General features: G+C 72.2%; 26 protein-coding genes. 10 read left to right on the forward strand and 16 right to left on the reverse strand.

What is annotated here, in order from left to right:
- Window positions 1-3 precede the first annotated feature (3 nt).
- Complete coding sequence (locus tag ACFULQ_RS05670; protein ID WP_383538594.1) at window positions 4-705, reverse strand: M24 family metallopeptidase; 702 nt, start codon at window positions 703-705, stop codon at window positions 4-6.
- A gap of 303 nt (window positions 706-1,008) precedes the next feature.
- Between ACFULQ_RS05670 and ACFULQ_RS05675 the strand changes: the two genes are divergently transcribed.
- Window positions 1,009-1,215: a hypothetical protein gene (locus ACFULQ_RS05675; RefSeq protein ID WP_383538597.1), complete on the forward strand. Its 207-nt coding sequence runs from the start codon at window positions 1,009-1,011 to the stop codon at window positions 1,213-1,215.
- 41 nt (window positions 1,216-1,256) lie between these two features.
- On the opposite strand, the gene ACFULQ_RS05680 is transcribed toward ACFULQ_RS05675, so the two are convergent.
- Window positions 1,257-1,685, reverse strand: coding sequence for a DUF6299 family protein (locus ACFULQ_RS05680; protein ID WP_383538599.1), 429 nt, complete (start codon window positions 1,683-1,685; stop codon window positions 1,257-1,259).
- Window positions 1,686-1,925: 240 nt separating this feature from the next.
- On the opposite strand from ACFULQ_RS05680, the gene ACFULQ_RS05685 reads away from it, so the two are divergent.
- Window positions 1,926-2,120 (forward strand): DUF5999 family protein, encoded by a 195-nt coding sequence (locus ACFULQ_RS05685; protein ID WP_383538602.1) that lies wholly within the window; start codon window positions 1,926-1,928, stop codon window positions 2,118-2,120.
- Window positions 2,121-2,167: 47 nt separating this feature from the next.
- Here the strand turns inward: ACFULQ_RS05685 and ACFULQ_RS05690 are convergent, their stop codons facing one another.
- Together ACFULQ_RS05690 and ACFULQ_RS05695 are read right to left on the reverse strand one after the other, a co-directional pair.
- The gene (locus ACFULQ_RS05690) at window positions 2,168-2,566 is read right to left on the reverse strand and encodes a RidA family protein (protein WP_383538604.1); all 399 of its coding nucleotides are present in this window, start codon (window positions 2,564-2,566) and stop codon (window positions 2,168-2,170) included.
- A 22-nt stretch (window positions 2,567-2,588) separates the two neighbouring features.
- Complete coding sequence (locus ACFULQ_RS05695) at window positions 2,589-4,019, reverse strand: acyl-CoA dehydrogenase family protein (RefSeq protein ID WP_383538605.1); 1,431 nt, start codon at window positions 4,017-4,019, stop codon at window positions 2,589-2,591.
- Window positions 4,020-4,143: 124 nt separating this feature from the next.
- On the opposite strand from ACFULQ_RS05695, the gene ACFULQ_RS05700 reads away from it, so the two are divergent.
- Both ACFULQ_RS05700 and ACFULQ_RS05705 read left to right on the forward strand, forming a co-directional pair.
- The gene (locus ACFULQ_RS05700; protein WP_383538608.1) at window positions 4,144-5,754 is read left to right on the forward strand and encodes an AMP-binding protein; all 1,611 of its coding nucleotides are present in this window, start codon (window positions 4,144-4,146) and stop codon (window positions 5,752-5,754) included.
- Window positions 5,751-6,563 carry a PaaX family transcriptional regulator C-terminal domain-containing protein gene (locus tag ACFULQ_RS05705; protein ID WP_383538610.1) on the forward strand — a complete coding sequence of 271 codons (813 nt, stop codon included), beginning with the start codon at window positions 5,751-5,753 and terminating at the stop codon, window positions 6,561-6,563. Before ACFULQ_RS05700 ends, ACFULQ_RS05705 begins: the two co-directional genes overlap by 4 nt.
- Window positions 6,564-6,594: 31 nt before the next feature.
- On the opposite strand, the gene ACFULQ_RS05710 is transcribed toward ACFULQ_RS05705, so the two are convergent.
- Together ACFULQ_RS05710 and ACFULQ_RS05715 are read right to left on the reverse strand one after the other, a co-directional pair.
- On the reverse strand, window positions 6,595-8,979 hold the full coding sequence (locus ACFULQ_RS05710; RefSeq protein WP_383538612.1) for a bifunctional salicylyl-CoA 5-hydroxylase/oxidoreductase: 2,385 nt from the start codon (window positions 8,977-8,979) through the stop codon (window positions 6,595-6,597).
- Entirely contained in the window at window positions 8,964-9,791 is an 828-nt protein-coding gene (locus ACFULQ_RS05715) for an enoyl-CoA hydratase family protein (RefSeq protein WP_383538614.1), read from the reverse strand. The genes ACFULQ_RS05710 and ACFULQ_RS05715 overlap by 16 nt, the downstream gene beginning before the upstream one ends.
- Before the next feature lie 256 nt (window positions 9,792-10,047).
- Here ACFULQ_RS05715 and ACFULQ_RS05720 point away from each other — a divergent pair, with 256 nt between their 5' ends.
- Entirely contained in the window at window positions 10,048-10,509 is a 462-nt protein-coding gene (locus ACFULQ_RS05720; RefSeq protein WP_383538616.1) for an ATP-binding protein, read from the forward strand.
- A 9-nt stretch (window positions 10,510-10,518) separates the two neighbouring features.
- On the opposite strand, the gene argF is transcribed toward ACFULQ_RS05720, so the two are convergent.
- Window positions 10,519-11,526: an ornithine carbamoyltransferase gene (argF, locus tag ACFULQ_RS05725; RefSeq protein ID WP_383538618.1), complete on the reverse strand. Its 1,008-nt coding sequence runs from the start codon at window positions 11,524-11,526 to the stop codon at window positions 10,519-10,521.
- Window positions 11,527-11,614: 88 nt separating this feature from the next.
- Window positions 11,615-12,838, reverse strand: a complete 1,224-nt coding sequence (locus tag ACFULQ_RS05730) for an arginine deiminase (RefSeq protein WP_383538620.1) — start codon at window positions 12,836-12,838, stop codon at window positions 11,615-11,617.
- Between the two features lie 123 nt (window positions 12,839-12,961).
- On the opposite strand from ACFULQ_RS05730, the gene ACFULQ_RS05735 reads away from it, so the two are divergent.
- Entirely contained in the window at window positions 12,962-13,966 is a 1,005-nt protein-coding gene (locus ACFULQ_RS05735; RefSeq protein WP_383538623.1) for an SPFH domain-containing protein, read from the forward strand.
- A complete protein-coding gene (locus ACFULQ_RS05740; RefSeq protein WP_383538626.1) occupies window positions 13,963-14,853 on the forward strand; it encodes a hypothetical protein in 891 nt (296 codons plus the stop codon). The genes ACFULQ_RS05735 and ACFULQ_RS05740 overlap by 4 nt, the downstream gene beginning before the upstream one ends.
- Window positions 14,854-14,890: 37 nt before the next feature.
- On the opposite strand, the gene ACFULQ_RS05745 is transcribed toward ACFULQ_RS05740, so the two are convergent.
- The 3 genes from ACFULQ_RS05745 to ACFULQ_RS05755 form a co-directional block, all read right to left on the reverse strand.
- The gene (locus tag ACFULQ_RS05745) at window positions 14,891-17,437 is read right to left on the reverse strand and encodes a polynucleotide kinase-phosphatase (protein WP_383538628.1); all 2,547 of its coding nucleotides are present in this window, start codon (window positions 17,435-17,437) and stop codon (window positions 14,891-14,893) included.
- The gene (locus ACFULQ_RS05750; protein ID WP_383538630.1) at window positions 17,434-18,930 is read right to left on the reverse strand and encodes a 3' terminal RNA ribose 2'-O-methyltransferase Hen1; all 1,497 of its coding nucleotides are present in this window, start codon (window positions 18,928-18,930) and stop codon (window positions 17,434-17,436) included. Before ACFULQ_RS05750 ends, ACFULQ_RS05745 begins: the two co-directional genes overlap by 4 nt.
- Window positions 18,931-19,061: 131 nt before the next feature.
- The gene (locus ACFULQ_RS05755; RefSeq protein ID WP_383538632.1) at window positions 19,062-19,985 is read right to left on the reverse strand and encodes an LLM class F420-dependent oxidoreductase; all 924 of its coding nucleotides are present in this window, start codon (window positions 19,983-19,985) and stop codon (window positions 19,062-19,064) included.
- A gap of 222 nt (window positions 19,986-20,207) precedes the next feature.
- Here ACFULQ_RS05755 and ACFULQ_RS05760 point away from each other — a divergent pair, with 222 nt between their 5' ends.
- Window positions 20,208-20,378, forward strand: coding sequence for a hypothetical protein (locus tag ACFULQ_RS05760; RefSeq protein ID WP_383538634.1), 171 nt, complete (start codon window positions 20,208-20,210; stop codon window positions 20,376-20,378).
- A gap of 125 nt (window positions 20,379-20,503) precedes the next feature.
- On the opposite strand, the gene ACFULQ_RS05765 is transcribed toward ACFULQ_RS05760, so the two are convergent.
- The 4 genes from ACFULQ_RS05765 to ACFULQ_RS05780 all read right to left on the reverse strand — a co-directional run bounded on the left by ACFULQ_RS05765 (window position 20,504) and on the right by ACFULQ_RS05780 (window position 23,482).
- Entirely contained in the window at window positions 20,504-20,974 is a 471-nt protein-coding gene (locus ACFULQ_RS05765) for a DUF6099 family protein (RefSeq protein ID WP_383538637.1), read from the reverse strand.
- A gap of 178 nt (window positions 20,975-21,152) precedes the next feature.
- Window positions 21,153-21,479: a nucleotide pyrophosphohydrolase gene (locus tag ACFULQ_RS05770; protein WP_383538640.1), complete on the reverse strand. Its 327-nt coding sequence runs from the start codon at window positions 21,477-21,479 to the stop codon at window positions 21,153-21,155.
- Window positions 21,476-22,672 carry an ATP-binding protein gene (locus tag ACFULQ_RS05775; protein WP_383538642.1) on the reverse strand — a complete coding sequence of 399 codons (1,197 nt, stop codon included), beginning with the start codon at window positions 22,670-22,672 and terminating at the stop codon, window positions 21,476-21,478. The genes ACFULQ_RS05770 and ACFULQ_RS05775 overlap by 4 nt, the downstream gene beginning before the upstream one ends.
- 420 nt (window positions 22,673-23,092) lie before the next feature.
- Window positions 23,093-23,482 carry a cell division protein SepF gene (locus ACFULQ_RS05780; RefSeq protein WP_383538645.1) on the reverse strand — a complete coding sequence of 130 codons (390 nt, stop codon included), beginning with the start codon at window positions 23,480-23,482 and terminating at the stop codon, window positions 23,093-23,095.
- Window positions 23,483-23,748: 266 nt separating this feature from the next.
- Between ACFULQ_RS05780 and ACFULQ_RS05785 the strand changes: the two genes are divergently transcribed.
- Complete coding sequence (locus tag ACFULQ_RS05785; protein WP_383538755.1) at window positions 23,749-25,419, forward strand: hypothetical protein; 1,671 nt, start codon at window positions 23,749-23,751, stop codon at window positions 25,417-25,419.
- Here the strand turns inward: ACFULQ_RS05785 and ACFULQ_RS05790 are convergent.
- Entirely contained in the window at window positions 25,400-25,915 is a 516-nt protein-coding gene (locus ACFULQ_RS05790; protein WP_383538647.1) for a YceI family protein, read from the reverse strand. The two genes, ACFULQ_RS05785 and ACFULQ_RS05790, sit on opposite strands and share 20 nt — an antisense overlap.
- Window positions 25,916-25,998: 83 nt before the next feature.
- Between ACFULQ_RS05790 and ACFULQ_RS05795 the strand changes: the two genes are divergently transcribed.
- Window positions 25,999-26,481: a MarR family winged helix-turn-helix transcriptional regulator gene (locus tag ACFULQ_RS05795; RefSeq protein WP_383538649.1), complete on the forward strand. Its 483-nt coding sequence runs from the start codon at window positions 25,999-26,001 to the stop codon at window positions 26,479-26,481.
- Window positions 26,482-26,585 lie beyond the last annotated feature (104 nt).

The following is a 26,585-nucleotide window of genomic DNA, read 5'->3' on the forward strand; positions in this document are numbered from 1 at the left end:
GGGTCAGAGGGTGAGCAGTTCCTCGTAGAAGCCGCCGAACTCCCGCTCGCCGTCGATGAGATGGATCTCCAGGATCCAGTGGCAGCGGCGTCCCGCCTTGTCGGTACGGCGCAGGGGCGTGTCATTGGCGGGGGCGATGTACGACTCCACGTCGGCGCCGTCGATCCACTCGTGCGGGAACTCGCCGACCAGGTGCCCGGCGTGCCAACCGCCCAGCTGCCAGCCTGACTTGGCGGCCAGCCCCGCCACCTCGGCGTACAGGCGCGCGCCGGTGATGTCCGGGTCGGCCTCGAAACGGCTCCGGCCCGCGGCGAAGATCCGCGGCAGGTCGTCGCGGAGGCGGTGCTTGACCGGGTCGTCGCCGAGCACGAAGGTGCGGCCGAAGTCGGCCTCGTACTCCTCGAAGATCGGACCGAAGTCGGCGAAGACGATGTCGTCCGCGCCGATCACGCGGTCCGGCGGGTTCTCCCGGTACGGCCGGAGCGTGTTCGGTCCGGCGCGCACGACCCGCTTGTGCCAGTGCCGGGTGGTGCCGAACAGCTCGTTGGCCAGGTCCCGGATCCGGTCGCTGACCGCCCGCTCCCCCTCGCCCGGCGCGATCAGTCCGCGCGCCTCGATCTCCGTGAACAGCCGCTCGGCCTTCGCCTGGGCGTCCAACAGCTTGGCCGCGCGCGTGGCTTCGTCAACCACCCCGTGATCCACCATGGGGCCGACCGTAATCACCTGGATCGTCCCCGGCAACGAAAATCTTCCAGGGCCGGCGGCAGGGGGCGGCCGGTACAGGGCGGAGGACTCACCCGAACGGCCCCCCGGGCGGGCCGTCCGCGCCGCGCCTTCCTAGCGTGAGGGCAGGGCATGGGGTGGGCCCCTCCGGCCTGTGCAAGGCCGCCTGCCCCCGCCGGGGCCCCACCGCGGCCCCGCCCCCGCCCCGCCGCCCGCCTGCTCGGAGGAGGAGACCATGGCCCCGGCCGCCCTCGAACAGCCCCCGGACATACCGGCGGGCGTCTCGTGACCGCCGCGGACGCCACGCCCGCGCTGCGGTGCGCGAGCCGGCACTCCGGGCCGCGGGACGGGGAGGTGTGCGGGGCCCCGGCCCGTTTCGAGATCTCCTGCCACGCGCGGCCACCGCTGGTGGTGTGTCCCCCGCACCTGGGCCCCGCACTGCTGTTGGCCGACGGGGTGCTGTGGCCTCCGGAGATCAGACTCGTGCGGTGAACGAGGCCGCCCCCGGCACCGGTCGGCGGGCCCGGCCGCGCTCAGCTCTTCGTCAGCGTGATGTCCTGCTGCCCGAGCGCGTGGAAGCGGGGCAGCGGCAGGCCGCCCTGGGGGCTGAGCTCCATGAGGGTGGCCTCCACCCGGGCCTGGCCCGGCTCGAGGGAGCCCGGGGTGGGCTTGCCGGTGTTGGCCCAGACGTGCTCGACACCGTCGCACACCGCGCGGGTGCCGCCGATGCCCTGCCGGACCGACGAGGAGCCCTGTCCCACGGAGGAGCTGACGAACACGGGACCCGTGCTGCCGGTGCAGCGGTAGGTGCCGGAGAGCGTGACGGTGCCGTCCGCGGCGATACGGCCGACGGGGTCGACGGTGACGGTCTCGTACGGGTCGGCGTGCGCGGGCAGCGCGGGGACGACGAGCAGGAACAGCGCGGCACCGGCGGTGGCGGCGAGGGCGGTGCGGACGGACATGGGGTACCTCCCGGATGAGTGGAGCGGGGCCTCCACTGCTACCGGGAACGCGCGCCGACAGCCGTGATCGTCACTCCTTCGGTGGCGAGTCCGCATCGAGCGTCGTGGAACGGTCCGAGAGTTGTCCGCGTGTTGTCACGCTTCACGGCGGGCCGTTCCGATGAGTTCGCGGCGGGGGCATGGTCTACACATACGGATACGGACCCCATGGGGACGGTCCCACCAATGTGGAGGTGCGCCATGTGTTCTCACCAGTCTTCGTGCCCTGCGTCCGACAGCACCGCTCCGCACGTCGTCGCCGCCCACCCCGAGCAGGGCTGGAACCTGCTGTGCAACGGCGCGATCGTCTTCGACGACACCGGTGAGCTGCTGCCCGACGGCCGCGTCGTCGCTCCGCACCGGGTGCAGGTCGACCACCTGACCGTCGCCGCCTGAGACTCCGCGGAGTTCGATCCCGGGCAGGTGGGCGGAGGCTGCGGAGGTTAGGGCAGTACCGCGAACCCGTCGAGTTCCACCGCCGCCTGGTCGTCCCACAGTCGTACGACCTCCACGACCGCCATGGCCGGGTAGTCCCGGCCCGCCAACTCCCGCCAGATGCCCCCCAGTTCACGGACGTGGGCGCGGTAGTCGGCGATGTCGGTGGCGTAGACGGTGACGCGGGCGAGGTCAGCGGGCGTGCCCCCCGCCGCCCGCAGCGCGGTCAGCAGATTGGTGAGCGCCCGCTCGAACTGCTCGGGCAGGGTCTCCCCCACCACCTTGCCGTCGGCGTCCAGGGCCGTCTGCCCCGCCAGGAAGACCACCCGCGACCCGGTGGCGACGACCGCGTGCGAGAAGCCGGTGGACGGGGACAGCTCGGGCGGGTTGATGCGCTCGGCACTCACGGGGCCTCCGATTCAGCAGCGCTCACGGCGCCTCCGGGTTCGCGTACAACTCCTTGGCGATGATGCCCCGTTGAACCTCGCTCGCCCCCTCGTAGATCCGCGGGGCGCGCACCTCCCGGTACAGGTGCTCCAGCAGATGACCGCGCTGAAGGGCGCGGGCGCCGTGGAGTTGGACCGCGGTGTCGACCACGTACTGCGCGGTCTCGGTCGCGAGCAGCTTCGCCATCGCCGCCCGCTTCGGCACGTCCGGGGCGCCTTCGTCGTACGCCGTCGCCGCCGCGTACACCATGAGCCGGGCCGCGTCCGTGCGCAGCGCCATCTCGGCGACCGTGTGGGCGACGCTCTGGAGGTCCCGCAACTTGCCGCCGAACGCGTCCCGCCCGGCGGTGTGCGCGAGGGTCGCGTCCAGTGCCGCCTGCGCCATGCCGACCGCGAAGGCGCCGACGCTGGGCCGGAAGAGGTTGAGCGTGTCCATCGCGACCCGGAATCCGCGGTCGACCTCACCGAGGACGTCGTCGGCGCCGACCGGCACGGCGTCGAAGGCGAGGGCACCGATGGGGTGCGGGGAGAGCATGTCGAGCGCGCTCCCGGTGAGCCCCGGCCGGTCGGCGGGCACGAGGAAGGCGGTCACGCCCCGGGCGCCGGCGCCGGGCGTGGTCCGGGCGAAGACGGTGTAGAAGTCGGCCTCGGGAGCGTTGGAGATCCAGCACTTCTCGCCGGTGAGCCGCCAACGGGAGGCACCGTCGGGGACGGCGACCGGCTGAGCCGGCGCCTCGGCCCCCGGAACCGTCTCCCGCTCGGTCCGCACCCCCGGTGCCGCCGAGCCCGCCCCGTCCCCCTTCAGCTCCGCCCGCCACCCCGGCACCGCAGCGCCCGCCCCCGGTGCCGCCGAGCCCGCCCCGGCCCCCTTGAGTTCCGCCCGCCATCCCGGCACCGCCGCGTCGGCCTCCGCCTGCCCCACCTTGGCCGCACCCGGCCCCACCGGCTCCCTTTCCGCCGCCCCCGCCCCCACCGACTCCCGCTCCGCCGCCCCCGCCCCCACCGACTCCCGCTCCGCCCGCAGCCCCAGCGCTGCCGCGTCCGACCCCGCCCCCGGCTCGCTCAGTGCGAACGCCGCCACCGCGCTGCCCTCGCTCACCGCGGGCAGCCAGCGTTCCCGCTGGGCCGGGGTGCCGTGGGCGTGGACGGGGTGGGCGCCCAGGCCCTGGAGAGCGAGAGCTGTCTCGGCCTCCGTGCAGGCGCGGGCGAGGGACTCCCGCATCAGGCAGAGGTCCAGCGCGCCGGAGGTGAACAGCCGCTCCAGCAGGCCGAGTCGGCCCAGCTCGGCGATGAGCGGACGGTTGACCCGGCCCGGCTCGCCCTTCTCCGCGAGCGGGCGCAGCCGTTCCGCGGCGAGGGTGCGCAGTTCCGCACAACGGGCGGTCTGTGACGGTTCGAGCGAGAATGCGGGCATTGCCGGTCCCCTCTCTCGACAGGGCCCCACGACAGTATCGCGTGCCGTTGACTGTCGTCACCAACACGATACGCTCCTTGTGCGAGCCCACCATCGACGCCCACAAGGCAGGGGGCGACCCGCCATGAACGTCTCGGCCCATGTCGACACCTTCGCGCGCGACCACCTCCCGCCCCCGGACCAGTGGCCGGAGCTCCGCTTCGACCTGCCGGAGCTGCGGTACCCCGTTCGGCTGAACTGCGCCGCCGAACTGCTGACGGGCCCGCCCGACGACCGGCCGGTCTTCCACACCCCCGCCGGGGACACCTGGACGTACGGCACACTGCGCGCCCGCGTGGACCGGCTGGCACACCTGCTCACCGGGGACCTCGGGGTGGTCCCCGGCAACCGCGTCCTGCTGCGCGGCCCGACCACGCCCTGGCTCGCGGCCTGCTGGCTGGCGGTCCTGAAGGCGGGCGCGGTCGCCGTGACCGTGCTGGCCCAGCAGCGGCCGCACGAGCTGGCCACCATGTGCGAGATCGCGCGCATCCAGCACGCCCTGTGCGACATACGCGCCGTCGACGACCTCGCCAAGGCCGAGATACCGGGCCTCAGGATCACGACCTACGGCGGCGACGGCCCCGACGACCTCCTGAACCGCGAGGCGCCCGGGACGCCGTACAGCGCCGTGCAGACGGCGGCCGACGACGTGGCGCTGATCGCCTTCACCTCGGGGACCACCGGACGGCCCAAGGGCTGTATGCACTTCCACCGGGATGTGCTCGCGATAGCCGACACCTTCTCCAAGCATGTGCTGCAACCACATGTGGACGACGTGTTCGCCGGCAGTCCCCCGCTCGGTTTCACCTTCGGGCTCGGCGGCCTGGTGATCTTCCCGATGCGCGCGGGCGCCAGCTCCCTCCTCCTCGAACACGCCGGTCCCAGACAGCTGCTGCCCGCCGTCGCCGAGCACCGGGTCTCCGTCCTGTTCACCGCCCCCACGGCCTACCGCGCGATGCTGGACGAGCTCGACGCGTACGACGTCTCGTCCCTGCGCCGCTGTGTCTCCGCGGGCGAGAACCTGCCGGCGGCGACCTGGCGGGCCTGGCAGGAGCGGACCGGGCTGGGGATCGTCAACGGCATCGGTGCCACCGAGCTGTTGCACATCTTCATCTCCGCGGCCGACGAGCACATCCGGCCCGGGACGACCGGGGTGCCCGTGCCCGGGTGGCGGGCGCGCGTGGTCGACGAGTCGGGCCGCGAACAGCCCGACGGCGAACCCGGACTGCTCGCCGTGCGCGGTCCCGTCGGCTGCCGCTACCTCGCCGACCCACGCCAGCGCGAGTACGTGCGGGACGGCTGGAACATCACCGGGGACACATACATCCGGGAAACCGATGGGTACTTCCGCTATGTGGCCCGCGCGGACGACATGATCATCTCGGCCGGGTACAACATCGCGGGCCCGGAGGTCGAGGACGCGCTCCTGCGGCACCCGGACGTCGTCGAGGCGGCCGTGGTGGGACGGGCCGACGAGGCCCGCGGTCAGGTGGTCGTGGCCTACGTCGTCCTCAAGGAGGGCGTCGAGCGGGACACCGAGGCGCTGCGCACGTTCGTCAAGGCCGAACTGGCGCCCTACAAATGCCCCCGCGAGATCGTCCTCATGGACGCGCTGCCGCGCACGGCGACCGGCAAGCTCCAGCGGTTCCGGCTGCGCACCCATGTGACCAGCAGCGATCCACACGACCTAAGATGATCAACGTGTCCGACCAGCATGCACCACGGTCTCTCATCGTCACGCTCTACGGCGCCTACGGCCGCTTCGTCCCGGGTCCCGTGCCCGTCGCCGAACTGATCCGGCTGCTGGCCGCGGTCGGCGTGGACGCGCCGTCCGTGCGGTCCTCGGTGTCCCGGCTCAAACGGCGCGGGCTCCTGCTTCCGGCCCGTACGGCGCAGGGCGCGGCCGGCTACGAACTCTCGCCGGACGCCCGCCAGTTGCTCGACGACGGCGACCGGCGCATCTACGCCGTACGGCCGCCCGAGGACGAGGGCTGGGTGCTCGCCGTGTTCTCGGTGCCGGAGTCGGAGCGGCAGAAGCGGCACGTGCTGCGCTCCCGCCTGGCCGGGCTCGGCTTCGGCACGGCGGCCCCCGGGGTGTGGATCGCCCCGGCGCGGCTCTACGAGGAGGCCCGGCACACCCTTCAGCGGCTGCGCCTGGAGGCGTACGTCGACTTCTTCCGCGGTGAGCACCTCGGCTTCGCGGCGACCGTCGAGGCCGTCGCCCGCTGGTGGGACCTGGCCGCGATCGCCAAGGAGCACGAGGCGTTCCTGGACCGCCACGCGCCCGTGCTGCACGACTGGGAGGACCGGGCCGACACCCCGCCCGAGGAGGCCTACCGCGACTACCTCCTCGCCCTCGACTCCTGGCGCCATCTCCCCTACGCGGACCCCGGTCTGCCCGCCCCGCTGCTCCCGGGGGACTGGCCGGGCGAGCGGGCGGCGGCGGTGTTCCGGGGGTTGCACGAGCGGCTGCGGGACGCCGGCGCCGCTTTCGTGGGCCTGTGATCCCTGAAGCCGGTGCGAGCCGGCCCGGCGCTCAAGTACCCAGGGTCAGGCGGGGCTTGGGAGCGTCCGTGCGTCCGGTCTGCGGGCGCCGGCTGCCCGCGCGGTACGGGTCGGGCCAGACGGCACCGGGACCTTCGTAACCCTGCTCGGCGGCCGCGTGCAGTGTCCAGTGCGGGTCGTAGAGGTGCGGGCGGGCCAGCGCGCACAAGTCCGTACGTCCGGCCAGGATCAGCGAGTTGACGTCGTCCCAGGAGGAGATCGCGCCGACCGCGATCACCGGCACGCCGGTCTCGTGGCGGATCCGGTCGGCGTACGGCGTCTGGTAGGAGCGTCCGTACTCCGGCCGCTCCTCGGCCACGACCTGCCCGGTGGACACGTCGATCGCGTCGGCGCCGTGCGCGGCGAAGGCGCGGGCGATCTCGACGGCGTCCTCGGCGGTGTTGCCGCCCTCGGCCCAGTCGGTGGCGGAGATGCGGACGGTCATGGGCCGTTCCCGCGGCCACACCTCCCTGACGGCGTCGAAGACCTCCAGCGGGAAGCGGAGGCGTCCGGCGAGCGAGCCGCCGTAGCCGTCGGTGCGGCGGTTGGTCAGCGGCGACAGGAAGCCGGAGAGCAGGTAGCCGTGGGCGCAGTGCAGTTCGAGCAGGTCGAAGCCGGCGCGGTCGGCACGCCGGGCGGCCGCGGTGAACTGCTCGCGGATCTCGGCGAGTTGGACGGGGGTGAGCTCGCGCGGGGTCTGGTTGAAGGGCTGGTACGGGATCGGGGACGGGGCCACGACGGGCCAGTTCCCTTCCGCCAGGGGTTCGTCGATGCCCTCCCACATCAGCTTGGTCGAGCCCTTGCGGCCGCTGTGGCCCAGCTGCACGCCGATCGCGGTGCCCGGCGTGCGGGTGTGCACGAAGTCGGTGATCCGCTTCCAGGCCTCGGCCTGCTCGCCGTCGTAGAGGCCGGTGCAGCCGGGGGTGATCCGGCCCTCGGGCGACACGCACACCATCTCGGTCATCACCAGTCCGGCGCCGCCCAGCGCCCGGGCGCCGAGGTGGACCAGGTGGAAGTCGCCGGGGAGGCCGTCGACGGCGGAGTACATGTCCATCGGCGACACCACGACCCGGTTGCGCAGGGTCAGTCCGCGCAGTCGGAACGGCGTGAACATCGGGGGCGTTCCGGGCTCGCAGCCGAACTCCCGCTCCACGGCGCCGGTGAAGCGGGCGTCGCGCAGTCGCAGGTTGTCGTGGGTGACGCGGCGGCTGCGGGTGAGCAGGTTGAAGGCGAACTGGCGAGGCGGCTGGTCGAGGTACAGGGCGAGGTTCTCGAACCACTCCAGGCTGGCGAGGGCCGCGCGTTGCGTGGAGGCGACGACGGGTCGGCGTTCCGCCTCGTAGGCGGCCAACGCCGCTTCCAGCGAGGGCTGTTCCTCCAGGCAGGCGGCCAGGGCGAGGGCGTCCTCGACGGCGAGCTTGGTGCCGGAGCCGATGGAGAAGTGGGCGGTGTGGGCGGCGTCGCCGAGCAGCACGGTGTTGCCGTGGGACCAGTGCTCGCTGACGACCGTGCGGAAGGTGGTCCAGGTGGACTTGTCGGCGCGCAGGGGGCGGCCGCGGAGGGCTTCCGCGAAGATCTTGGCGCAGCGGTCGACGGAATCCGCCGTGTCCTGTTCGGCGAAGCCGGCCGCCCGCCACACCTCCTCGCGCATCTCGATGATCACGGTGGAGGCGTCGGGCGCGTACGGGTAGCCGTGCAGTTGCATCACGCCGTACTCGGTCTCGGCGATCTCGAAACGGAACGCGTCGAAGGGGAAGTCCGCGGCCAGCCAGATGTAGCGGCAGTGGTGCGGGGTCACATGGGGGCGGAACACATGGGTGTGGGTCCCGCGTGTTGTGCTGTTGACTCCGTCGGCGGCTATGACGAGGTCGTGGGTGCGCTCCAGGCCGGCGGGGGCCGTCGTCCGGAAGCGAAGGTCCACGCCCAGGGCGCGGCAGCGGTCGTGCAGTATTTCGAGGAGTCGTTTGCGGCCGAGTGCGGCGAAGCCGTGGCCTCCGGAGGTGTGGCGGGTTCCTCTGTGGACGATGTCGATGTCGTCCCAGCGGGTGAAGTGGTTTTGGAGGGCCTCGTAGACCTGAGGGTCCGCGTGTTCGATGCCGCCCAGGGTTTCGTCGGAGAGGACGACGCCGAAGCCGAAGGTGTCGTCGGGGGCGTTGCGTTCCCAGACGGTGACTTGGCGGTCTGGGTCCAGGCGCTTGAGCAGGGCCGCCGCGTACAGGCCGCCGGGGCCGCCGCCGATGATCGCTATTCGTAGGGGGCGGCTCGGCTTGGTCGGCGGCTGCGGGTGCCTTGTGGCTGGTCGCGCCCGCGCGGCGGTAGCCGCATATTCAACACAGCCCCGCGCCCCCGGGGGCGTTGAGCTCACCGTCCGCTCCATTTGGGAGGGCGTTTCTCCGTGAAGGCCCGGTGGAACTCTGCGTAATCCTCGCCGTTCATCAGGAGGGCCTGGGTTGAGGCGTCCAACTCCACCGAAGCCGCCAGCGGCATGTCCAGCTCGGCCGTGAGCAGGGCCTTCGTCTGGGCATACGCCAGTGCCGGGCCCTCGGCCAGCCTGCGGGCCAGGTGCGCGGCCGCCTCGTCGGCTCGGCCCTCCTCGGCCAGCTCGCTGATCAGGCCGATGCGCTCGGCCTCCGGGGCTCGGACCGGCTCGCCCAGCATCAGCAGGCGGGTCGCGTGGCCCAGTCCGACCACCCTGGGCAGCAGATAGGCCGCGCCCATGTCGCCGCCGGACAGGCCGACCCGGGTGAAGAGGAACGCGAAGCGGGCCGTGGGGTCGGCCACGCGGAAGTCCGCCGCGAGGGCCAGGACCGCTCCGGCGCCCGCCGCCACCCCGTGCACGGCCGCGATCACCGGGAACGGGCATTCCCGTACGGCCCGTACGACCTGGCCCGTCATCCGGTTGAAGTCGAGGAGCTGGGCGGTGTCCATGGCCAGGGTCGCGCCGATGATCTCGTCGACGTCGCCGCCGGAGCAGAAACCGCGGCCCTCCCCGGCCAGGACCAGTGCCCGGACGGAACGCTCGCGGGACAGCTCGGCGAGCAGGTCGCGCAGGTCGGCGTAGGCGCCGAAGGTGAGCGCGTTGAGTTTCTCGGGGCGGGCCAGGGTGACCGTGGCGACCCCTTCGGTGAGCTCGACGCGTAGATGCCGCCAGTCGGGGGTGCGGGTGGCGGAGCCGGTGAAGGGACTCATGACGTGCGGCCTCCTCGGACGGTGGCGCGGACACGTTTCGAAGTTATCACTCATTCGTGACTGTCGTCACGAGGGCAATATAGAGATGTCACCGCTCGTGCATAGAGCGGTAACAGTGGGAGCAGCCGTGCGAGGCAAGCCGTTGCTACGGGTAAGCCGCCTGCCAACGGGGCCGAAGGTCCCGTACGGTGCCCGCCCGGCGAGTCTGCCGACGGCGCCGTACCATTCATACGGTTGAAAGCAGGACAGCCTGCTCATGAACGGACCCGCCTTGCAAGAACGCCCCTCCGCCTCCGCCTCCTGGCGCATCGCACTGCCGCACTCCGCCGCGGCCGTGCCCGTGGCGCGCGCCCTGGTCCGCACCGCGCTGGCCGAGCTGGAGCACGGGGCGGACTGCGACACCGCGGAGCTGCTGACGGCCGAGCTGGTGGCGAACGCCGTGGAGCACACGGCCGGGGACACGCCCATAGAGCTCGTGGTCGAGCTGCTGCCCACCGGCTGCCAGGTGGAGGTGCACGACCCGGACCCGGCGCCGCCGGGCCGGCTGACCATGCCCGACACCAAGGACCCGGACCCCTGGCAGGAACACGGCCGCGGTCTGCTCCTGATCAGGGCGCTCAGCTCGTCCTGCGGCCACCGCCCGACCGAGACCGGCAAGGCGGTGTGGTTCCGGCTGCCGGTGGTGCCGCACCAGTGGAACCCGGGCGCGACCGGCTAGGCCGGCGTCTCAGGCCAGGGTCGCCACCAGCACCGCCTTGATCGTGTGCAGCCGGTTCTCGGCCTCGTCGAACACCACCGAGTGCGCCGACTCGAACACCTCGTCCGTGACCTCCAGGGACGCCAGCCCGTGGGTCTCGAAGATCTCCTGGCCCACCTTCGTCCCGAGGTCGTGGAAGGCCGGGAGGCAGTGCAGGAACTTCACGTCCGCGTTCCCCGTGGCCCCCAGCACCTCCATGGTCACGGCGTACGGCGCGAGCGCGGCGATCCGCTCGCCCCAGACCTCCTTGGGCTCCCCCATGGACACCCAGACGTCGGTGGCGACGAAGTCCGCCCCGAGGACACCCTCCTCCAGCGACTCGGTGAGGGTGATCCGCGCCCCGCTGTCCAGGGCGAGCGCGCGGGCCCGCTCGACGACCTCCTGCGCGGGCCAGTAGGTCTTGGGAGCGACGATCCGGACGTCCATGCCGAGCAGCGCGCCGGTGATCAGATAGGAGTTCCCCATGTTGAACCGCGCGTCACCGAGGTAGGCGAAGGCGATCTCCGGCACCGGCTTGGCGGTGTGCTCGGTCATCGTCAGCACGTCGGCCAGCATCTGCGTGGGGTGCCAGTCGTCGGTGAGCCCGTTGTACACCGGCACCCCGGCGTACGCGGCGAGCTCCTCGACCTTCTGCTGGCTGTCCCCGCGGTACTCGATACCGTCGTACATACGACCGAGCACGCGCGCGGTGTCCCGCACGGACTCCTTGTGCCCGATCTGCGAGCCGGACGGGTCCAGGTACGTCGTGGAGGCGCCCTGGTCCGCGGCCGCGACCTCGAAGGCGCACCGGGTGCGCGTGGAGGTCTTCTCGAAGATCAGCGCGATGTTCTTCCCGTTCAGGTGGCGCGTCTCGGTCCCCGCCTTCTTGGCGGCCTTCAGCTCGGCCGCCAGTTCGACCAGGCCGAGGAACTCCTCCGCCGTGAAGTCGAGCTCCTTGAGGAAGTGGCGCCCGGCGAGGGCGGTGGGGACGGTCGCCATGGGGACGCTCCAGAGGGACGAGAACAGGACGCTGGAAGTCTATACGATGTTCAGCATTTCTATACAGCGCCCCTTCTTGCGGGCCTTTCTATACGGCCTCCCTCTCCACCGGACAGCTCATACAGCGCGGCCCGCCCCTCCCCCGCCCCAGCTCGCTGCCCGGGATCTCGATCACCTCGATGCCCTGCTTGCGCAGATGGGTGTTGGTGGTGGCGTTGCGCTCGTAGGCGACGACGACTCCGGGCTCGACGGCGAGGACGTTGCAGCCGTCGTCCCACTGCTCGCGCTCGGCGGCGTGCACGTCCTGGGTGGCGGTCAGGACCCGGATGGCGTCCAGGCCGAGCGCGGCGGCGATCGCGCGGTGCATGTGCTCCGGCGGATGGTCGGTGACCTTGAGCTCCTTGTCGCCGGCGCCGGGCTCGATGGTGTACGACCGCAGCATGCCGAGCCCGGCGTACTGGGTGAAGGTGTCGCCGTCGACCATCGTCATCACGGTGTCGAGGTGCATGAAGGCCCGCCGCTTCGGCATGTCGAGGGCCACGATCGACTGCGCGGAGCCCTCGGCGAAGAGTTTGTGGGCGAGCATCTCGACGGCCTGGGGCGTGGTCCGCTCGCTCATGCCGATCAGGACGGCGCCGTTGCCGATGACCAGGACGTCCCCGCCCTCGATGGTGGACGGGTAGTCGGCCTGCCCCTCGGACCAGAGGTGGAACGTCTCGTCACGGAAGAGCGGGTGGTGGCGGTAGATCGCCTCGAAGTGGACCGTCTCGCGCTGCCGGGCCGGCCACTTCATGGCGTTGACGGAGACACCGTCGTAGATCCAGGCCGAGGTGTCGCGGGTGAAGAGGTGGTTGGGCAGCGGGGCGAGGAGGAAGTCGTCCAGGTCCATGACGTGGAAGCGCACGGAGGTCGGCTCCGCGTGGGTCTCCAGGAACTCCCGCTTGGTCATGCCGCCGACCAGCGCCTCCGCCAGTTCAGCGGCGGGCAGCGTCTCGAAGCAGGACCGGAGGTGGTCGGTGGCGAGCGGGCCGTACTCCTTCTCGTCGAAGACACGGTCGAGGACCAGGGAGCGGGCCGCCGGGACCTCCAGGGCCTCGGTGAGCAGGTCGCCGAAGAGATGGACGGCGACCCCGCGGTCGCGCAGCACGTCGGCGAACCCGTCGTGCTCGGCGCGCGCCCGGCGCACCCACAGCACGTCGTCGAAGAGCAGCGCGTCCTTGTTGCTGGGGGTGAGCCTTTTGAGCTCCAGATCCGGCCGGTGCAGGATGACGCGGCTGAGCCGCCCGGCCTCGGAGTCGACATGGAATCCCATGCCTCCATCCTGACCAACGGAAGGCCTCTTGACCCCTTGATTCGCACGGATTTCCCGTTGTCGTCCCCTTGACGATAAACAGTAGGTCCGTTTATCGTCGTGCAGACGAAAAGAGGGGAACTGATGGCCGACATCACCCGGCGCCTCGGCTGGCGCCACCTGCGCGGCGCGCCCACGGCGCACATCCGGCACCACCGCGGCGGCAAGCTGCTGCACGACGGCCCCGGACTCAGCTTCTGGTTCCGCGCACTGACCGCCGCGCTCTCCGAAGTGCCGGTCGACGACCGCGAGTTGGCCATGACCTTCCACGCCCGTACGTCCGACTTCCAGGACGTGGCCGTCCAGGCCACCGTGACCTACCGGATCGGCGACCCGGCCCTCGCCGCCGCCCGCCTGGACTTCTCCATCGACCCGGACACCGGGGTGTGGCGGGGCTCGCCCCTGGAGCAACTGGGCACCCTGCTCACGGAGACGGCCCAGCAGCACGCGCTCGACGTCCTGACCCGGACCTCCCTGGCCGCCGCGCTGGTCGACGGCGTGTCCGCGGTGCGCGAGCGGATCGCGGCGGGCCTGGAGGCCGAACCCCGGCTGCCGGCCACCGGCATCGAGGTGGTCGCCGTCCGCGTGATGGCGCTCCGCCCCGAGCCCGAGGTGGAGCGGGCGCTGCGCACCCCGGCCCGCGAGCAGATCCAGCAGGAGGCGGACCGGGCGACCTACGAACGCCGGGCCGTGGCCGTCGAGCGGGAGCGCGCCATCGCCGAGAACGAACTCGCCAGCCAGATCGAACTCGCCCGCAGGGAAGAGCAGTTGGTGGAACAGCGGGGCACCAACGCCCGCCGGGAGGCGGAGGAGCACGCCGCCGCCGACGCGGTACGGGCCGAGGCGGAGGCGGCGCGTGCGGTACGGCTGTCCCGTGCCGAGGCCGAGGGGGCACGCGAGGTCGGCGCGGCGCGGGCCCAGGCGCAGGCCGCGTGGCTCCAGGTCCACGCGGACGTGGACGTCGCCACCCTGCACGCCCTCACCGGGACCCGGCTCGCGGAGAACCTGCCGCACATCGACAGCGTGACGATCTCGCCGGACGTGCTGACCGGACTGCTGGCCAGGCTGGGCGCACGGGAGCCGGAGTGAGTCTCGCGCCGCGGGCCGTCCTGGTCCATCGCACCACGGAGTACGAGGAGTTGGTGGCCCACCACGGCACCCACGGCCAGGCGGCCTTCTTCCTCTCCTCCCGGGGCCGGGACATCCGCGAGGTCGCCGAGCGCCACGAGCGCGACCGGCGGGCGCTGGCCGAGGTGACCGCCGCGATCCCGCTGACCTGGCGTCAGGCCCGGGTCGAGCGGGCCGACCTGGACCGCTTCCTGTTCGCCCCCGAGGACGTCGTCGTCGTGGTCGGGCAGGACGGTCTGGTGGCCAACGCGGCCAAGTACCTCTCCGGGCAGCCGGTGGTGGGCATCGACACCGAGCCGGGCCGCAACCCGGGCGTCCTGGTACGCCACCGCTCGTCCGACACCGCGAAGCTGCTGACGGCGACCGGTGCGGGCGTCGAGGAGCTGACGATGGTCGAGGCCGTGGCGGACGACACCCAGCGGCTCGTCGCGCTGAACGAGATCTATCTGGGCGCCGCCGGTCATCAGACCGCCCGATACCGCCTGGGCCTGGAGGGCGACGGGGGTGTCGTCGAGGCCCAGGCTTCCTCCGGGGTGCTGGTGGGGACGGGGACGGGGGCCACGGGCTGGCTCCGGTCGGTGTGGCAGGAGCGGGGCGGCCGCCTGCGGCTGCCGGAGCCGACGGAGCACCGCCTGGTGTGGTTCGTGCGCGAGGCCTGGCCGTCCCCGGCCACCGGCACCTCCCTGACCGCCGGTGAACTCCCCGCCCGCGCCCGTCTCCGTCTCACCGTGGAGTCCGAACGGCTGATCGCCTTCGGGGACGGGATGGAGGGGGACGCGGTGGAGCTGACGTGGGGGCAGACGGTGGAGGTGGGGGTGTGCGCGCAGCGGTTGCGGCTGGTGGGGTGAGCGACCGACGGGTCACTCACCCCCGGGCCCCGGCGGCTCACAGCCGCGGGTCGACCGGCTCCGACTCCAGCGCCAGCACCCCGAACACCGCCTCGTGCACCCGCCACAGCGGCTCGCCCTCGGCCAGCCGGTCCAGGGCCTCCAGACCGAGCGCGTACTCGCGGATCGCGAGCGAGCGCTTGTGGTTGAGGAACCGCTTGCGCAGCCGGTCGAGGTTCTCCGGGCGGGTGTACTCGGGCCCGTAGATGATCCGCAGGTACTCCCGGCCCCGGCACTTGATGCCGGGCTGGACCAGACGGCCCTCGGTGCTGCGGACCACCGCGCCGAGCGGCTTGACGACCATGCCCTCGCCGCCCCGGCCGGTCATCTCCAGCCACCAGTCGACGCCCGCCCGCACCGACTCCGGGTCACCGGTGTCGACGTAGAGGCGTCGGGTGGTCTGGAGCAGACCCGTGCTGTCGTGCTCCACCAGCCGGTCCAGCAGGGCCAGTTGCTCGTCGTGCGGGAGCCCGGCGAGGCTGCGGCCCTGGACCGCGAGGAGCTGGAACGGTGCCAGGCGCACACCGTCCAGGCCGTCGGTGGTCCAGCAGTAGCGGCGGTACGCGTCGGTGAACGCGCCTGCCGCGTCCGCCCGTTCACGCTGACGGGCCAGCAGGTCGGACACGTCCACGCCCCGGTCCGCCGCCCCCTGGAGCGCGGCCAGCGGCGCACCCGGGAACACCGCGCCGGCCGCGGCACCGACGGCCGCGTACTGCGAGCGCAGCAGGCCCCCGGCCTTCAGCGACCAGGGCATCAGCTCGGCGTCCAACAGCAGCCAGTCCGTGTCGAGTTCCGACCACAGACCGGCCTCGCCGATCGCCGTGCGCAGCCGGTCCAGGATCGTCTCCGTCACCGACTCGTCGTCGAAGAACGGCCGTCCGGTGCGGGTGTAGAGCGAGCCGGTCGGACCGTCCACGCCGAAGCGCCTGCGGGCCGCCTCCGCGTCCCGGCACACCAGGGCCACCGCCCGCGAGCCCATGTGCTTCTCCTCGCACACGACCCGCGCGACCCCGTCCTCGGCGTACTGCGCGAACGCCTCCGCCGGGTGCTCCAGGTAGCCCTCGACGTGGCTGGTAGCCGTCGGCGCCATCGTCGGCGGGAGGTACGGCAGCAGCCGCGGGTCCACCGCGAAGCGGCTCATGACCTCCAGGGCCGCCGCCGCGTTCTCCTCCCGGACGGCGACCCGGCCCTGGTGCCGGGTCTCGACGACCCTGCGGCCGTACACGTCGGCGAGGTCGAGCGGCCGGCCGTCCTGACCGCCGGGAGCCTCCGACTTCAGCGGCTTGACCGGCTCGTACCAGACCCGCTCCGCCGGTACGTCGACCAGCTCCCGCTCCGGCCAGCGCAGCGCGGTGAGCTTGCCGCCGAAGACGGCACCGGTGTCCAGGCAGATGGTGTTGTTGAGCCAGGTCGCCTCCGGGACCGGGGTGTGGCCGTAGACCACGGCCGCCCGGCCGCGGTAGTCCTCCGCCCACGGGTAGCGCACCGGCAGCCCGAACTCGTCGGTCTCACCGGTGGTCTCGCCGTACAGGGCGTGCGAGCGGACCCGGCCCGAGGTGCGGCCGTGGTACTTCTCCGGCAGACCGGCGTGACAGACCACCAGCCGGCCACCGTCGAGTACGTAGTGGCTGACCAGTCCGTCGATGAACTCCCGCACCTCGGCGCGGAACTCGTCGGACACGGTCTCCATCTGCTCGATGGTCTCCGCGAGGCCGTGGGTGTGCTGGACCTTGCGGCCCTTGAGGTGACGGCCGTACTTGTTCTCGTGGTTGCCCGGCACGCACAGCGCGTTGCCCGACTTGACCATCGACATCACGCGGCGCAGCACACCGGGGCTGTCGGGGCCGCGGTCGACGAGGTCGCCGACGAAGACCGCGGTACGGCCCTCGGGGTGGACGCCGTCGGCGTAGCCCAACTTGCCCAGCAGCGACTCCAGTTCCAGGGCACAGCCGTGGATGTCGCCGATGATGTCGAAGGGGCCGGTCAGGTGGGTCAGGTCGTTGAAGCGCTTCTCGGTGACGACGGTGGCGTTCTCGATGTCCGCCACCCCGCGCAGGACGTGCACCTTGCGGAAGCCCTCACGCTCCAAGTGGCGGATCGAGCGCCGCAGTTCGCGGATGTGCCGCTTGATGACCCGGATCGGCATGTCGGCCCGGTCCGTGCGGCCCGCGTTGCGCTCGGCGCACACCTCCTCGGGGACGTCCAGGACGATGGCGATGGGCAGCACGTCGTACTGCTTGGCCAGGTCGATCAGCTGGCGCCGGGAGTCCGACTGCACGCTGGTCGCGTCGACGACCGTGCGGCGGCCGGCGGCCAGGCGCTTGCCGGCGATGTAGTGCAGGACGTCGAAGGCGTCCTTGGTGGCGCCCTGGTCGTTCTCGTCGTCGGAGACCAGGCCCCGGCAGAAGTCCGAGGAGATCACCTCGGTCGGCTTGAAGTGGCGCCGGGCGAACGTGGACTTGCCGGAGCCGGAGGCCCCGACGAGGACCACGAGGGAGAGGTCGGTGACGGGGAGGGTCCGTCCCGTGCGCTGGGTCTCGGTCATGCCGCCTTCGCCTCCTTCTCGGTCGTGGCGGTGGTGCTCGATGCGGCTGTGCTCAGTTCGAACACGGCCATTTGCGTGGGCGGTCCGACCTCGGGGTCGTCCGGGCCGACGGGCGTGAACTCCACGTCGTAGCCGTGCCGTTCGGCCACCGAGTTCGCCCAGCTGCGGAACTCCTCGCGCGTCCACTCGAAGCGGTGGTCGCCGTGCCGGACATGGCCTGCCGGGAGCGACTCCCAGCGGACGTTGTACTCGACGTTGGGGGTCGTCACGAGGACGGTCCGGGGACGGGCCGCGCCGAACACCGCGTACTCCAGGGCGGGCAGCCGGGGCAGGTCGAGGTGCTCGACGACCTCGCTGAGCACGGCGGCGTCGTACCCCTTGAGCCGCTTGTCGGTGTAGGCCAGCGAGCCCTGGAAGAGCTGGACACGCGAGGCCATCCGCTCCCCCATGCGGTCCAGCTTGAGCCGCCGGGCGGCGATGGTGAGCGCCCGCACCGACACGTCGACGCCGACGATCTCGGTGAACCGCGGGTCCTTGAGCAGTGCCTGCACCAACTGGCCCTGGCCACAGCCGAGATCGAGGACACGGGCCGCACCGGCGGCACGCAGCGCCTCGAGGATGGCCTCCCGGCGCTGCACGGCGAGCGGGGTCGGCTTCTCCTCGGTCTCGGTCTCGGTCTCCGCCTCGACGGCGTTGTCGATCTCCTCGACCTCGCTGTCGTCGGCCTCGGCGAGCCGCACCAGTTCGAGGCGCTCCATCGCCTCGCGCGTCAGCGACCAGCGGCGGGACAGGTAGCGGCTGGTGATCAGCTTCTGCTCCGGGTGCGCGGGCAGCCAGCCCTCACCGGCCCTGAGCAGCTTGTCGACCTCGTCGGAGGCCACCCAGTAGTGCTTGGCGTCGTCGAGGACGGGGAGCAGGACGTACAGGTGGCGCAGCGCCTCGGCGACGGTGAGCTCGGCGGACTCCAGTTCGAGCCGGACGTAACGCGAGTCGCCCCACTCCGGGAACTCGGTGTCCAGCGCGACCGGTTCGACGGTCACCGTCCAGCCGAGCGGCTCGAACAGGCGCCGTACGAGCTCCGGGCCGCCGCGGGCCGGGAGGGCAGGCACCTCGATGTGCAACGGCCGTGCCTGAGACGGCAGTTCGGGCCTGGCAGCGCACACGCCGCGCATCGCGCTGGAGAAGACCGCGCGCAGCGCCACCGCGAGCAGCGAGGAGGCCGCGTACGGGCGGTCGTTGACGTACTGCGCGAGCGCCGCGTCGGGGGCGCCGCCGCGTCCCTTGCCCTTGCCGCGCCTGACCAGCGCCACCGCGTCGACCTCCAGGAGCAGCGCGGCCGTGCAGCGCTGATCGTCCGCCTCGGGGTACAGGACGTGCGCCCTGCCGTAGGACGTGGAGAACGCCTGCGCCTTCTCGGGATGCTTGTGCAGCAGGAAGCCGAGATCGGTGGCGGGGCGCTCCGGAGTGCCGGTGGTGGTGATGGTCAGGAACATGGTGAGGGCCTCTCCGGCCGGTGGACGGTACGGGGTGCCGTGCGCGCGAGAGCCCCCGGGAAGGCGATCCCGGGGGCTCGGCAGGACGACGTCCTCAGCTTCGCACAGGCGTTGTGACCAGTGCCTTCGATTTACGACAGCTGCGACTGGACCTGGGCGGAGATCAGCTCCAGGTGGTCCAGGTCGTCGAGGTCGAGGATCTGGAAGTAGATGCGGCTGGAACCCACGGCGGCATAGCGGCCGATCTTGTCGACGACCTCGGCGGGGGTGCCGGCCAGGCCGTTGGCCTTGAGCTCGTCGACCTCACGGCCGATCGCGGCGGCGCGGTGGGCGACCTCCCGGTCGTCCTTGCCGACACAGGCGACGAGGGCGTTGGAGAAGGTGATCGCGTCGGCCGCGCGGCCCGCCTCCTGGGCGGCGGCACGGACCCGGCCGAACTGCTTCTCGCTGTCCTCGACCGAGCCGAACGGCAGGTTGAACTCGTCGGCGTAGCGGGCGGCGAGACGCGGGGTCCTCGTCGCGCCGTGGCCGCCGATCAGCACGGGGATCCGGTCCTGGGCGGGCTTGGGCAGCGCGGGCGACTTCGTGAGGTCGTAGTGCTCGCCGTGGAAGTCGAAGGTGTCACCGGGTGCGGTGGCCCACAGCCCGGTGACAATGGCCAGCTGCTCCTCCAGCCGCGGGAACTTCTCCTTCGGGAAGGGGATGCCGTACGCCTGGTGCTCCTCCTCGAACCAGCCCGCGCCGAGGCCCAGTTCGACACGGCCGCCGGACATCTGGTCGACCTGGGCGACCTGGATGGCGAGGACGCCGGGCAGCCGGAAGGTGGCGGCGGTCATCAGGGTGCCGAGACGGATGCGCTTGGTCTCGCGGGCGAGCCCGGCGAGGGTGATCCAGGCGTCGGTGGGGCCGGGGAGGCCGTCTGCGTCGCCCATCTTCAGATAGTGGTCGGAGCGGAAGAAGGCGTCGAAGCCGAGGTCCTCGGTGGCCTTCGCAACGGTCAGGAGGGTGTCGTAGCTCGCGCCCTGCTGGGGCTCGGTGAAGATGCGGAGATCCATGTCTCCATCCTGCACGCAGGAGTGCGCCGCGGCCTCACCGGTCCCTGTGGCCTCCGCCGTCGCGCCGTCCTCGGTCGGGTGAAAATTCGTCCACGGCGCATGCGTGGGGTGGCTGCGCCAGTGACCTGGCCCTTTGGTGATCGTTGGCTCGGGCGGAGCCGGCTTGTCGTCGCCGGTGCGTCATCCGTTACCCGCGTGGGTCTGTGGGCCGAGGAGGCCGTCATGTCCGAGGAAACCGTGCCGCTGACTGCGGGGGCTGGGCAGCCGAAGGGGTTGTTGCAGCAGATGGAGGAGTTGATGGCGGCACTGAACGCGGATCTGTCGGCGCTGGATGCGGATCTTCAGGGGGCCGGGGGTTCTGGGCGGGGGGTTGGTGAGGAGGGGGTCGGCTGAGGTCTGCCTTCGGCTGCGGGTGGGTGGGGGCTGGTCGCGCAGTTCCCCGCGCCCCCAAAACAGGTGGGTACAGCTGGGCAGGGTTCGACTGTGCTTCCCGGCCCCACCGGGCCGCGGCCGACCACTCACCCCGCCTCCCGTTCGGTAAGTCCCTCCCCCCGGTCCGCCAGTCTTCGCAGCATCTGCAGGACCCGGTCCCGGGACTCGTCCGCCGCGTCGATCGCCTCCATGCACTGCCAGTACGTCGTCTCGTCGTCCGCCGCGCACGCGAGGCCGACCAGCGCTATGCCGACCTCGCCGAGGAGGCCGCCGAGGTAATGCAGGGCCTGGCGGGCGTCGCCGAGGTCGGTGAGCTGGGCGGCCCGCAGCTCCGCCAGCTCGATGTCGGGGCGGTCCAGGACCCCGCAGCCCCGACCCGCGAGCTCGGTCAACCCGAGGGCCTCGCCGCGGAGTTCGGGGGGTCCCGCGACCGCGAGGCGACTTCCTATGGCCTGGGCCAGGGCCTGTGCCTGCCACACCTCGGCCATGACCTGAGGCGGCTCGCCGCTGCCCGCCAGGGCACGCCTGCTCGTCACGATGAGCCGCACCGCGTCCATCGGCTGCCCCCGTCTGTCGCGACGTACCCCCGGGCACGTCCGCCCGAACTCCCTTGTTCACTACCCAGAGTGAGGTCGCTCGGAACGAAAAGCCAGAGGTAGGCGGAAATCTGTGGACAACGAATCGATTTCGGAACAGCTCTTCATCACGGAGAGTGAAAGAGGAGTGAAGCGCTCCTCACGGCGCGGGAAACCGTCGTTCGTTCCGGTCGATCTTCGCGGACAGCGCGGCCAGGGGGTCGACGCCGAGCACCTCGCACAGCTGGAGGAGATACGCGAGCACGTCGGCGATCTCGTCCGTGACGCGGTGCGCGGTGTCGGGGTCCGCCATGACCCGCGCCGACTCCTCGGGCGTCAACCACTGGAAGATCTCGACCAGTTCGGAGGCCTCCACGCTGAGCGCGGCGACCAGGTTCTTGGGGGTGTGGTAGGGCTGCCAGTCGCGGGCCGCGGCGAACTCGGCCAGCCGGCGTTGCAGTGCCGCCACGTCGAGGGGTTCTGTCACGGCTCCAGGTGTACCACTGTGATGCCGTCCGTCCCGGCGGCCCACGAGGCGTCGCTCACCGCGCCCACGAGCCGGATGTGTCCGCGTTCGCACATCCGCAGGGCCAGCCGCAGCAGTTCGGCCCGCTGCCGTGCGTCCAGGCCCCGGTCGAGGTTGTCGGCGAGGACGGTGAGCGTCTGGAGGGCCGCCGGGACCTCACCGGCCGGGTCGACCTCCAGCACGCCGGGCCCGGTGAGCAGGACGAGCGCCAGGGCGAGGTATCTCAACTCGCCGTCGCCCAGCCGCCCGAGCTCCGTACGGCTGCCGTCCCCGCGGTCGAGCAGGGCCCGGACCGCTCCGGTCAGCACGGGCTCGGCGAGGACGTCGGCGACGGGCCCCGCGCATCCGGCGCGCACCGCGGCGACGAGTTGCGCGTGCCGTCGGCCGCACTCCGCGCGGGTGCGCCACAGGACGTCGGCGAGGTTGTCGCAGCCGCCGAGCAGGCGTCCGGAGCCGGTCCGCACGGGCAGGCGCATACGGCCGGGGCGTGGGTCGCAGCCGAAGACGGAGCGCAGGGCGACGACCATCTGCTCGGCGGCGGCGAGGACGCGCCGCTGTCCGTCCGTCTTGCCCGCGACCCGCAACGGCAGCAGGGCGGTGCCGAGTTGGTCGTCCGGGAGCGGGGCGCGGGTGACGGGGGCGGTCCCCGCGGTGTGCCACGCGGCCTGGACGGCACGGCGGGCGGGGTCGCGCAGGGCGGTCTCCAGGAGGATGAGCCCGCCGGACGTCAACCGCTCGCCCACGATGCGCAGTTGGGGCTCCGCCTGGACGGCGACGTCGAGGCGGACCGGTCCTTCGGGGCCGTCGGCCGTGCAGCCGATCCGGAAGCCCCGGCGGTGCTGGGCGTCGGGGCGGGCGCGGTCGGGGACGCAGGCGACGGGGTCGGGGAACGCCTCGACGAGACTCGCACCGCCGCCGAGCCGCGCGAGTGCCTCGTACGCCTGGAGCGCGCTGGTCTTGCCACTGCCGCTGGGCCCGGTGAACAGGGTCAGCGGCCCGATCGGTAATCCGGCCCGGCGGTGCATGGCGTACGCGGACAGCCGGAGCTCGGTGAGACACGGCCGCTCGGGACGCGGCACGCCGCCCGGCGCGGACTCCGCGAACGGGGAGGGCGACTGGGCCGGGACGACGGAGGAGGTGGGGGACACACGCATATCCGGACCGTAGGCCTCCGCCACCAGCGGAACCGTTCCTCCCGGACGGCCTTCCTACGATCGGGCGAACGGCCGCCACGCCGGAGCGGGGTGCGGGCGCCCCTGACGCCCCTTCACGCGGGAGCGAAGTACGGGGCCCGCCCGTGACACCCGCCCCCTCGCGCCGGAGCGAAGTACGGGGCTGCCTCTGAAGCCCGCCTCCCCGCGCCGGAGCGAAACGCGGACTCGTCACTGGCACCCGCCCCCTCACGCCGGAGCGAAGTACGAGGCCGCCCCTGACCCTCGCCTCCCCGCGCCGGAGCGAAACGCGGAGTCCTCCCTGACGCCCGCCCCCCTCACGCCGGACCGGACCACCGGCGCCCTGACATCCGCCCGGCCCCACCCCGCCGGAGCTCGACCGCTGGACCTGGCCCCCCGGGGCTAGACCCCCGGCATCCCCGCCCCCTCCATCAACCCCGTCACCTCGGTCCCGGCCGGCGTGAGCAGGAACACGTTCCGGTCCACCCGGTGCATTCCGCTCGCCAGGCCGAAGACGACGCCCGTGCTGAAGTCGAGGACGCGTTTGGCGACCTCCGTCTCCGCGCCGGTGAGGTCGAGGAGGACGGGGATGCCCGCCATGAGGGTCTCGGCGACCTCGCGGGCGTCCGCGAAGACGTTGATCCGCAGGACGACGAAACGGCGCCTGGCCTCGGTCTCGGCCTCCGGCATGGACCGGTGGTCGATCGCGGACGGCCACGCGTCCCGTCCTCGCAACGGAACGACCTGGGCGAGCCCCTCCCACTGTTCATCGGTGACGTCGTACCTGTTCACCGGCTCCCCCCGCTCCGACTCGCCTTCATTGCCTGCACCGGCCAATTCTTACGCCAAGTCACCCGTTCGGCCCAACAACGACACGGTCCGCGACCGCCCCGGCGGCCCCCGGCGCCCCCACCCATCGTGACGAAAGGGTCTTACCCGCCTCACACCGGACTCTTGGCCTCCCGCCGCACGCCGCTCACCGGGTCCGATTAGCGTCCGATGCCGTGTTCCTGGCAGATACTCAGCTGTCGGCACCCGGCCGGACCACCCGGCCGACGGTGTCCGCCGAGCCTGAACCCCCCACCCAATGGCACCGCGTCCTGACCCTCCTCGCGGACGTCAGCCTCCTCATCGGCACCCGCGAGGTGTGGACCCAGGCGGCCACCCACCGGCTCACCGTGGCGGCGGTCATCTCGGTCTGCTACGCCTCGGTCCTCGGGTGCGGCGCCCTCGCCCTGGTGGTGCGCGACCGACGGTCCCTGGCCCGCGTGGACCTCGTCGTCCTGGTGACCGGCCTGACGCTCGCCCTGTGCGCGTTCGTCCTGTTCCACCGCGGCTCCGACGAGTCCGTCCTCACCACCCAGGCCGCCCGCGACCTGGTCGCCGGGCACGGCATCTACGGCCGCCCCTGGCCCTGGCTGTTCGGCGGCAAGGGCATCGCGCTCACCCCGACCGTCACGGGCGGCTACGACTACACGTACGGCTATCCCCCGCTCGCCCCGCTGCTCACCGCTCCCCTGCTGTGGCTCGGGCACGGCGGCCTGCCGGCCATAGCGATGAGCACGGGCGCACTGCTCGTGGGCACGGTCGTGCTGTGGTGGCTGCTGCCCGTGCCGTGGCGGTCGGCGGCGACCCTGGCGTGCCTGGGGTTCTCGATGCTCACGATGTACGCCCGTCTCGGCTACCCGGCGATCCTGGCGCTGGCCCTGCTGGTGCCGGTGGTGGTGCGCTGGCCCCGGATCGGGCGGGGCGGGCGGCTCGGCCCGGCCGGGGTGGCGCAGGCGGCCTGTCTGGGCGCGGCGTGCGCGGCGCAGCAGTTGCCGTGGTTCCTCGCGCCGTTCCTGCTGGCCGGGATCCACGCCGTGCGGCGCGGGGAGCTCGGGGCGCGGCCGGCGCGCCTGGTGGTGCTGCGGTTCGCCGGAGTCGCCGCCGCCGTGTGGCTGCTGATCGACGCGTACTTCGTCGCGAGCCAGCCGGTGGCATGGCTGAAGGGGATCGCGCTGCCGCTGATCCAGGGCGCGGTGCTGCACGGCCAGGGCCTGGTGGGCGTGTCGCTGTATCTCACGAACGGCAGCGACCGGCTCGACTGGTACGGGTACGCCAGCATGCTGCTGCTCGTCGGCCTGCTGGCGCTGTTCGTGCTGTTCGTGCGCCGGCTCGGTCCGGCGGCGACCGTGCTGCCGTGGCTGGCGTTCTGGCTGGCGACGCGTTCGCAGGACGGCTACTACCTGATGATGACCCCGCTGTGGCTGGCGGCGGCGGTCACCGCGCCCTCGGCGGAGTTCGCGGGGGTCTGGCAGCCGTTCGCACGGCGGCTCGGCGGGGCGGGCCGGCGTCCCGTGCGGATCGCCGCGGCCGTGCTGCTGCTGAGCCCGGCACTGGCGAGCGCGCTGCTGGCGGCCACCGGCTCACCGCCCCTGCGGCTGGAGGTCGCCGGGGTCCGTCATGACGCCCGCGCGCTCTCCAGGCTGACCCTGCGGGTCACCAACACGGACGACGAGGCGCTCACCCCCCACTTCACCCTCACCCGGGGCCAGGGGATGTACCCGTACTTCACTGTGCTGCGGGGGCCGGCCACCCTGCCCGGCCACGCCACGGCCGTCTATGAACTACGGCCGCCCGACGGGACGTACGCGCTGCCGCACAGGCATCAGCGGGTCCGGCTGCGCGTCTTCACCTCGTCGCCGCAGACGCTGTCGAGCAGCTACCTCACGCTGCCGACCGCTTGAAGCGGAGCGTGGCGTCGACCGTGGTCAGGCCGCGGATCATGCCGAGCTGGTTCCAGCCGAGGCCGAACTGGGCGCGGTCGACCGAGAACTCGGCGTTCACCGTGACCGCGTCGGCGCTCGCGTCGGCGACCGCGGCGGTGAAGGACTGGGGGCGGCTGATGCCGTGCACGGTCAGCTGGCCCACCACGTGCACCTGGTCGCCGTCGCGGAGTTCGGCGCTGCGCACCGCGAAGGTGATCTCGGGGTGGTTCGCGACGTCGAAGAAGTCCGCGCCCCGCAGGTGTTCGTCCCGCTTGGCGTTCTTGGTGTCGAGGGAGGCGGCGTCGAGGGTGACGGTGCCGACGGCGGACCCGTCGGCCCGCACCTCGCCCTGACCGTCCACGGTGGCGAAGGCGCCCTTGACCGTGACCAGGCCCCACATCGTCTTGTGCTTGAGGGCGACGGTGGTGGCGGTCCGGTCGAGCTGCCAGGTTCCGGTTTCGACGGCGACGGACATGGTTCCTCACTCAGGTAGTCCAAATTTGGATGACAGCACGCTAGCCGAATATTCAAATTTGGACAACAGGTAGAATCGAGTCCATGGCCGACCACTCCGACTGTCCCTCCGCCGCAGGTGACGGACTCCTGCCCGCCGAGCTGCACGCCTGGATGCTGATGCTGGCTGCGACCGGAGCGGTGGAGCAGGAGTTGCGCGGCGTGGTCAAGGAACGGCTCGACGTCTCGCACGACGAGTTCCTGGTCCTGTGCCTGCTGGCCACGGGCCCCCGGGAGGGCCAGCGGATGACGCGGATCGCCGAACTGCTGGGCCGCCCGAAGACCCGCCTCACCTACCAGATCGCCTGTCTCCAGCACGCCGGTCTCGTCACCCGGAAGTCGGTCTGCGGCGACAAGCGGGGCGTCGAGGTGGCCCTCACCGAGAAGGCGCGCAACCTCATCGCGGACGCCTCCGGCACCCTCGCCGAGACGGTCAAGGCGGCCCTGGCCCGCTTCATGGGCCCCGACCAGCGCAAGGCGCTGTGCGCGCTGATGCCTGATCTGGCCGGCGAGGCGACGCCGGAGTAGTCGCCAGGGAGGCGATGCCGGGCTCGCGGCAGTCGGTGCGCCTACGGCAACCCGGTTCATTCGCAACAGGCGGTGACCGGATCTCCCCAGGGGCGCGGGGAACT

Origin of the sequence: Streptomyces sp. NPDC057253 (assembly GCF_042669125.1) — a bacterium.
Lineage (GTDB): Bacteria > Actinomycetota > Actinomycetes > Streptomycetales > Streptomycetaceae > Streptomyces.

Excerpts from the sequence above, each read along its gene's own strand:
- ACFULQ_RS05670 (WP_383538594.1), bottom strand. The coding sequence starts at position 705 with ATGGTGGATCACGGGGTGGTTGACGAAGCCACGCGCGCGGCCAAGCTG.
- ACFULQ_RS05680 (WP_383538599.1), bottom strand. The coding sequence starts at position 1,685 with ATGTCCGTCCGCACCGCCCTCGCCGCCACCGCCGGTGCCGCGCTGTTC.
- ACFULQ_RS05685 (WP_383538602.1), top strand. The coding sequence starts at position 1,926 with ATGTGTTCTCACCAGTCTTCGTGCCCTGCGTCCGACAGCACCGCTCCG.
- ACFULQ_RS05695 (WP_383538605.1), bottom strand. The coding sequence starts at position 4,019 with ATGCCCGCATTCTCGCTCGAACCGTCACAGACCGCCCGTTGTGCGGAA.
- ACFULQ_RS05700 (WP_383538608.1), top strand. The coding sequence starts at position 4,144 with ATGAACGTCTCGGCCCATGTCGACACCTTCGCGCGCGACCACCTCCCG.
- ACFULQ_RS05705 (WP_383538610.1), top strand. The coding sequence starts at position 5,751 with ATGATCAACGTGTCCGACCAGCATGCACCACGGTCTCTCATCGTCACG.
- ACFULQ_RS05710 (WP_383538612.1), bottom strand. The coding sequence starts at position 8,979 with ATGGAGCGGACGGTGAGCTCAACGCCCCCGGGGGCGCGGGGCTGTGTT.
- ACFULQ_RS05715 (WP_383538614.1), bottom strand. The coding sequence starts at position 9,791 with ATGAGTCCCTTCACCGGCTCCGCCACCCGCACCCCCGACTGGCGGCAT.
- ACFULQ_RS05720 (WP_383538616.1), top strand. The coding sequence starts at position 10,048 with ATGAACGGACCCGCCTTGCAAGAACGCCCCTCCGCCTCCGCCTCCTGG.
- argF (WP_383538618.1), bottom strand. The coding sequence starts at position 11,526 with ATGGCGACCGTCCCCACCGCCCTCGCCGGGCGCCACTTCCTCAAGGAG.
- ACFULQ_RS05730 (WP_383538620.1), bottom strand. The coding sequence starts at position 12,838 with ATGGGATTCCATGTCGACTCCGAGGCCGGGCGGCTCAGCCGCGTCATC.
- ACFULQ_RS05735 (WP_383538623.1), top strand. The coding sequence starts at position 12,962 with ATGGCCGACATCACCCGGCGCCTCGGCTGGCGCCACCTGCGCGGCGCG.
- ACFULQ_RS05745 (WP_383538628.1), bottom strand. The coding sequence starts at position 17,437 with ATGACCGAGACCCAGCGCACGGGACGGACCCTCCCCGTCACCGACCTC.
- ACFULQ_RS05750 (WP_383538630.1), bottom strand. The coding sequence starts at position 18,930 with ATGTTCCTGACCATCACCACCACCGGCACTCCGGAGCGCCCCGCCACC.
- ACFULQ_RS05755 (WP_383538632.1), bottom strand. The coding sequence starts at position 19,985 with ATGGATCTCCGCATCTTCACCGAGCCCCAGCAGGGCGCGAGCTACGAC.
- ACFULQ_RS05760 (WP_383538634.1), top strand. The coding sequence starts at position 20,208 with ATGTCCGAGGAAACCGTGCCGCTGACTGCGGGGGCTGGGCAGCCGAAG.
- ACFULQ_RS05765 (WP_383538637.1), bottom strand. The coding sequence starts at position 20,974 with ATGGACGCGGTGCGGCTCATCGTGACGAGCAGGCGTGCCCTGGCGGGC.
- ACFULQ_RS05775 (WP_383538642.1), bottom strand. The coding sequence starts at position 22,672 with ATGCGTGTGTCCCCCACCTCCTCCGTCGTCCCGGCCCAGTCGCCCTCC.
- ACFULQ_RS05790 (WP_383538647.1), bottom strand. The coding sequence starts at position 25,915 with ATGTCCGTCGCCGTCGAAACCGGAACCTGGCAGCTCGACCGGACCGCC.
- ACFULQ_RS05795 (WP_383538649.1), top strand. The coding sequence starts at position 25,999 with ATGGCCGACCACTCCGACTGTCCCTCCGCCGCAGGTGACGGACTCCTG.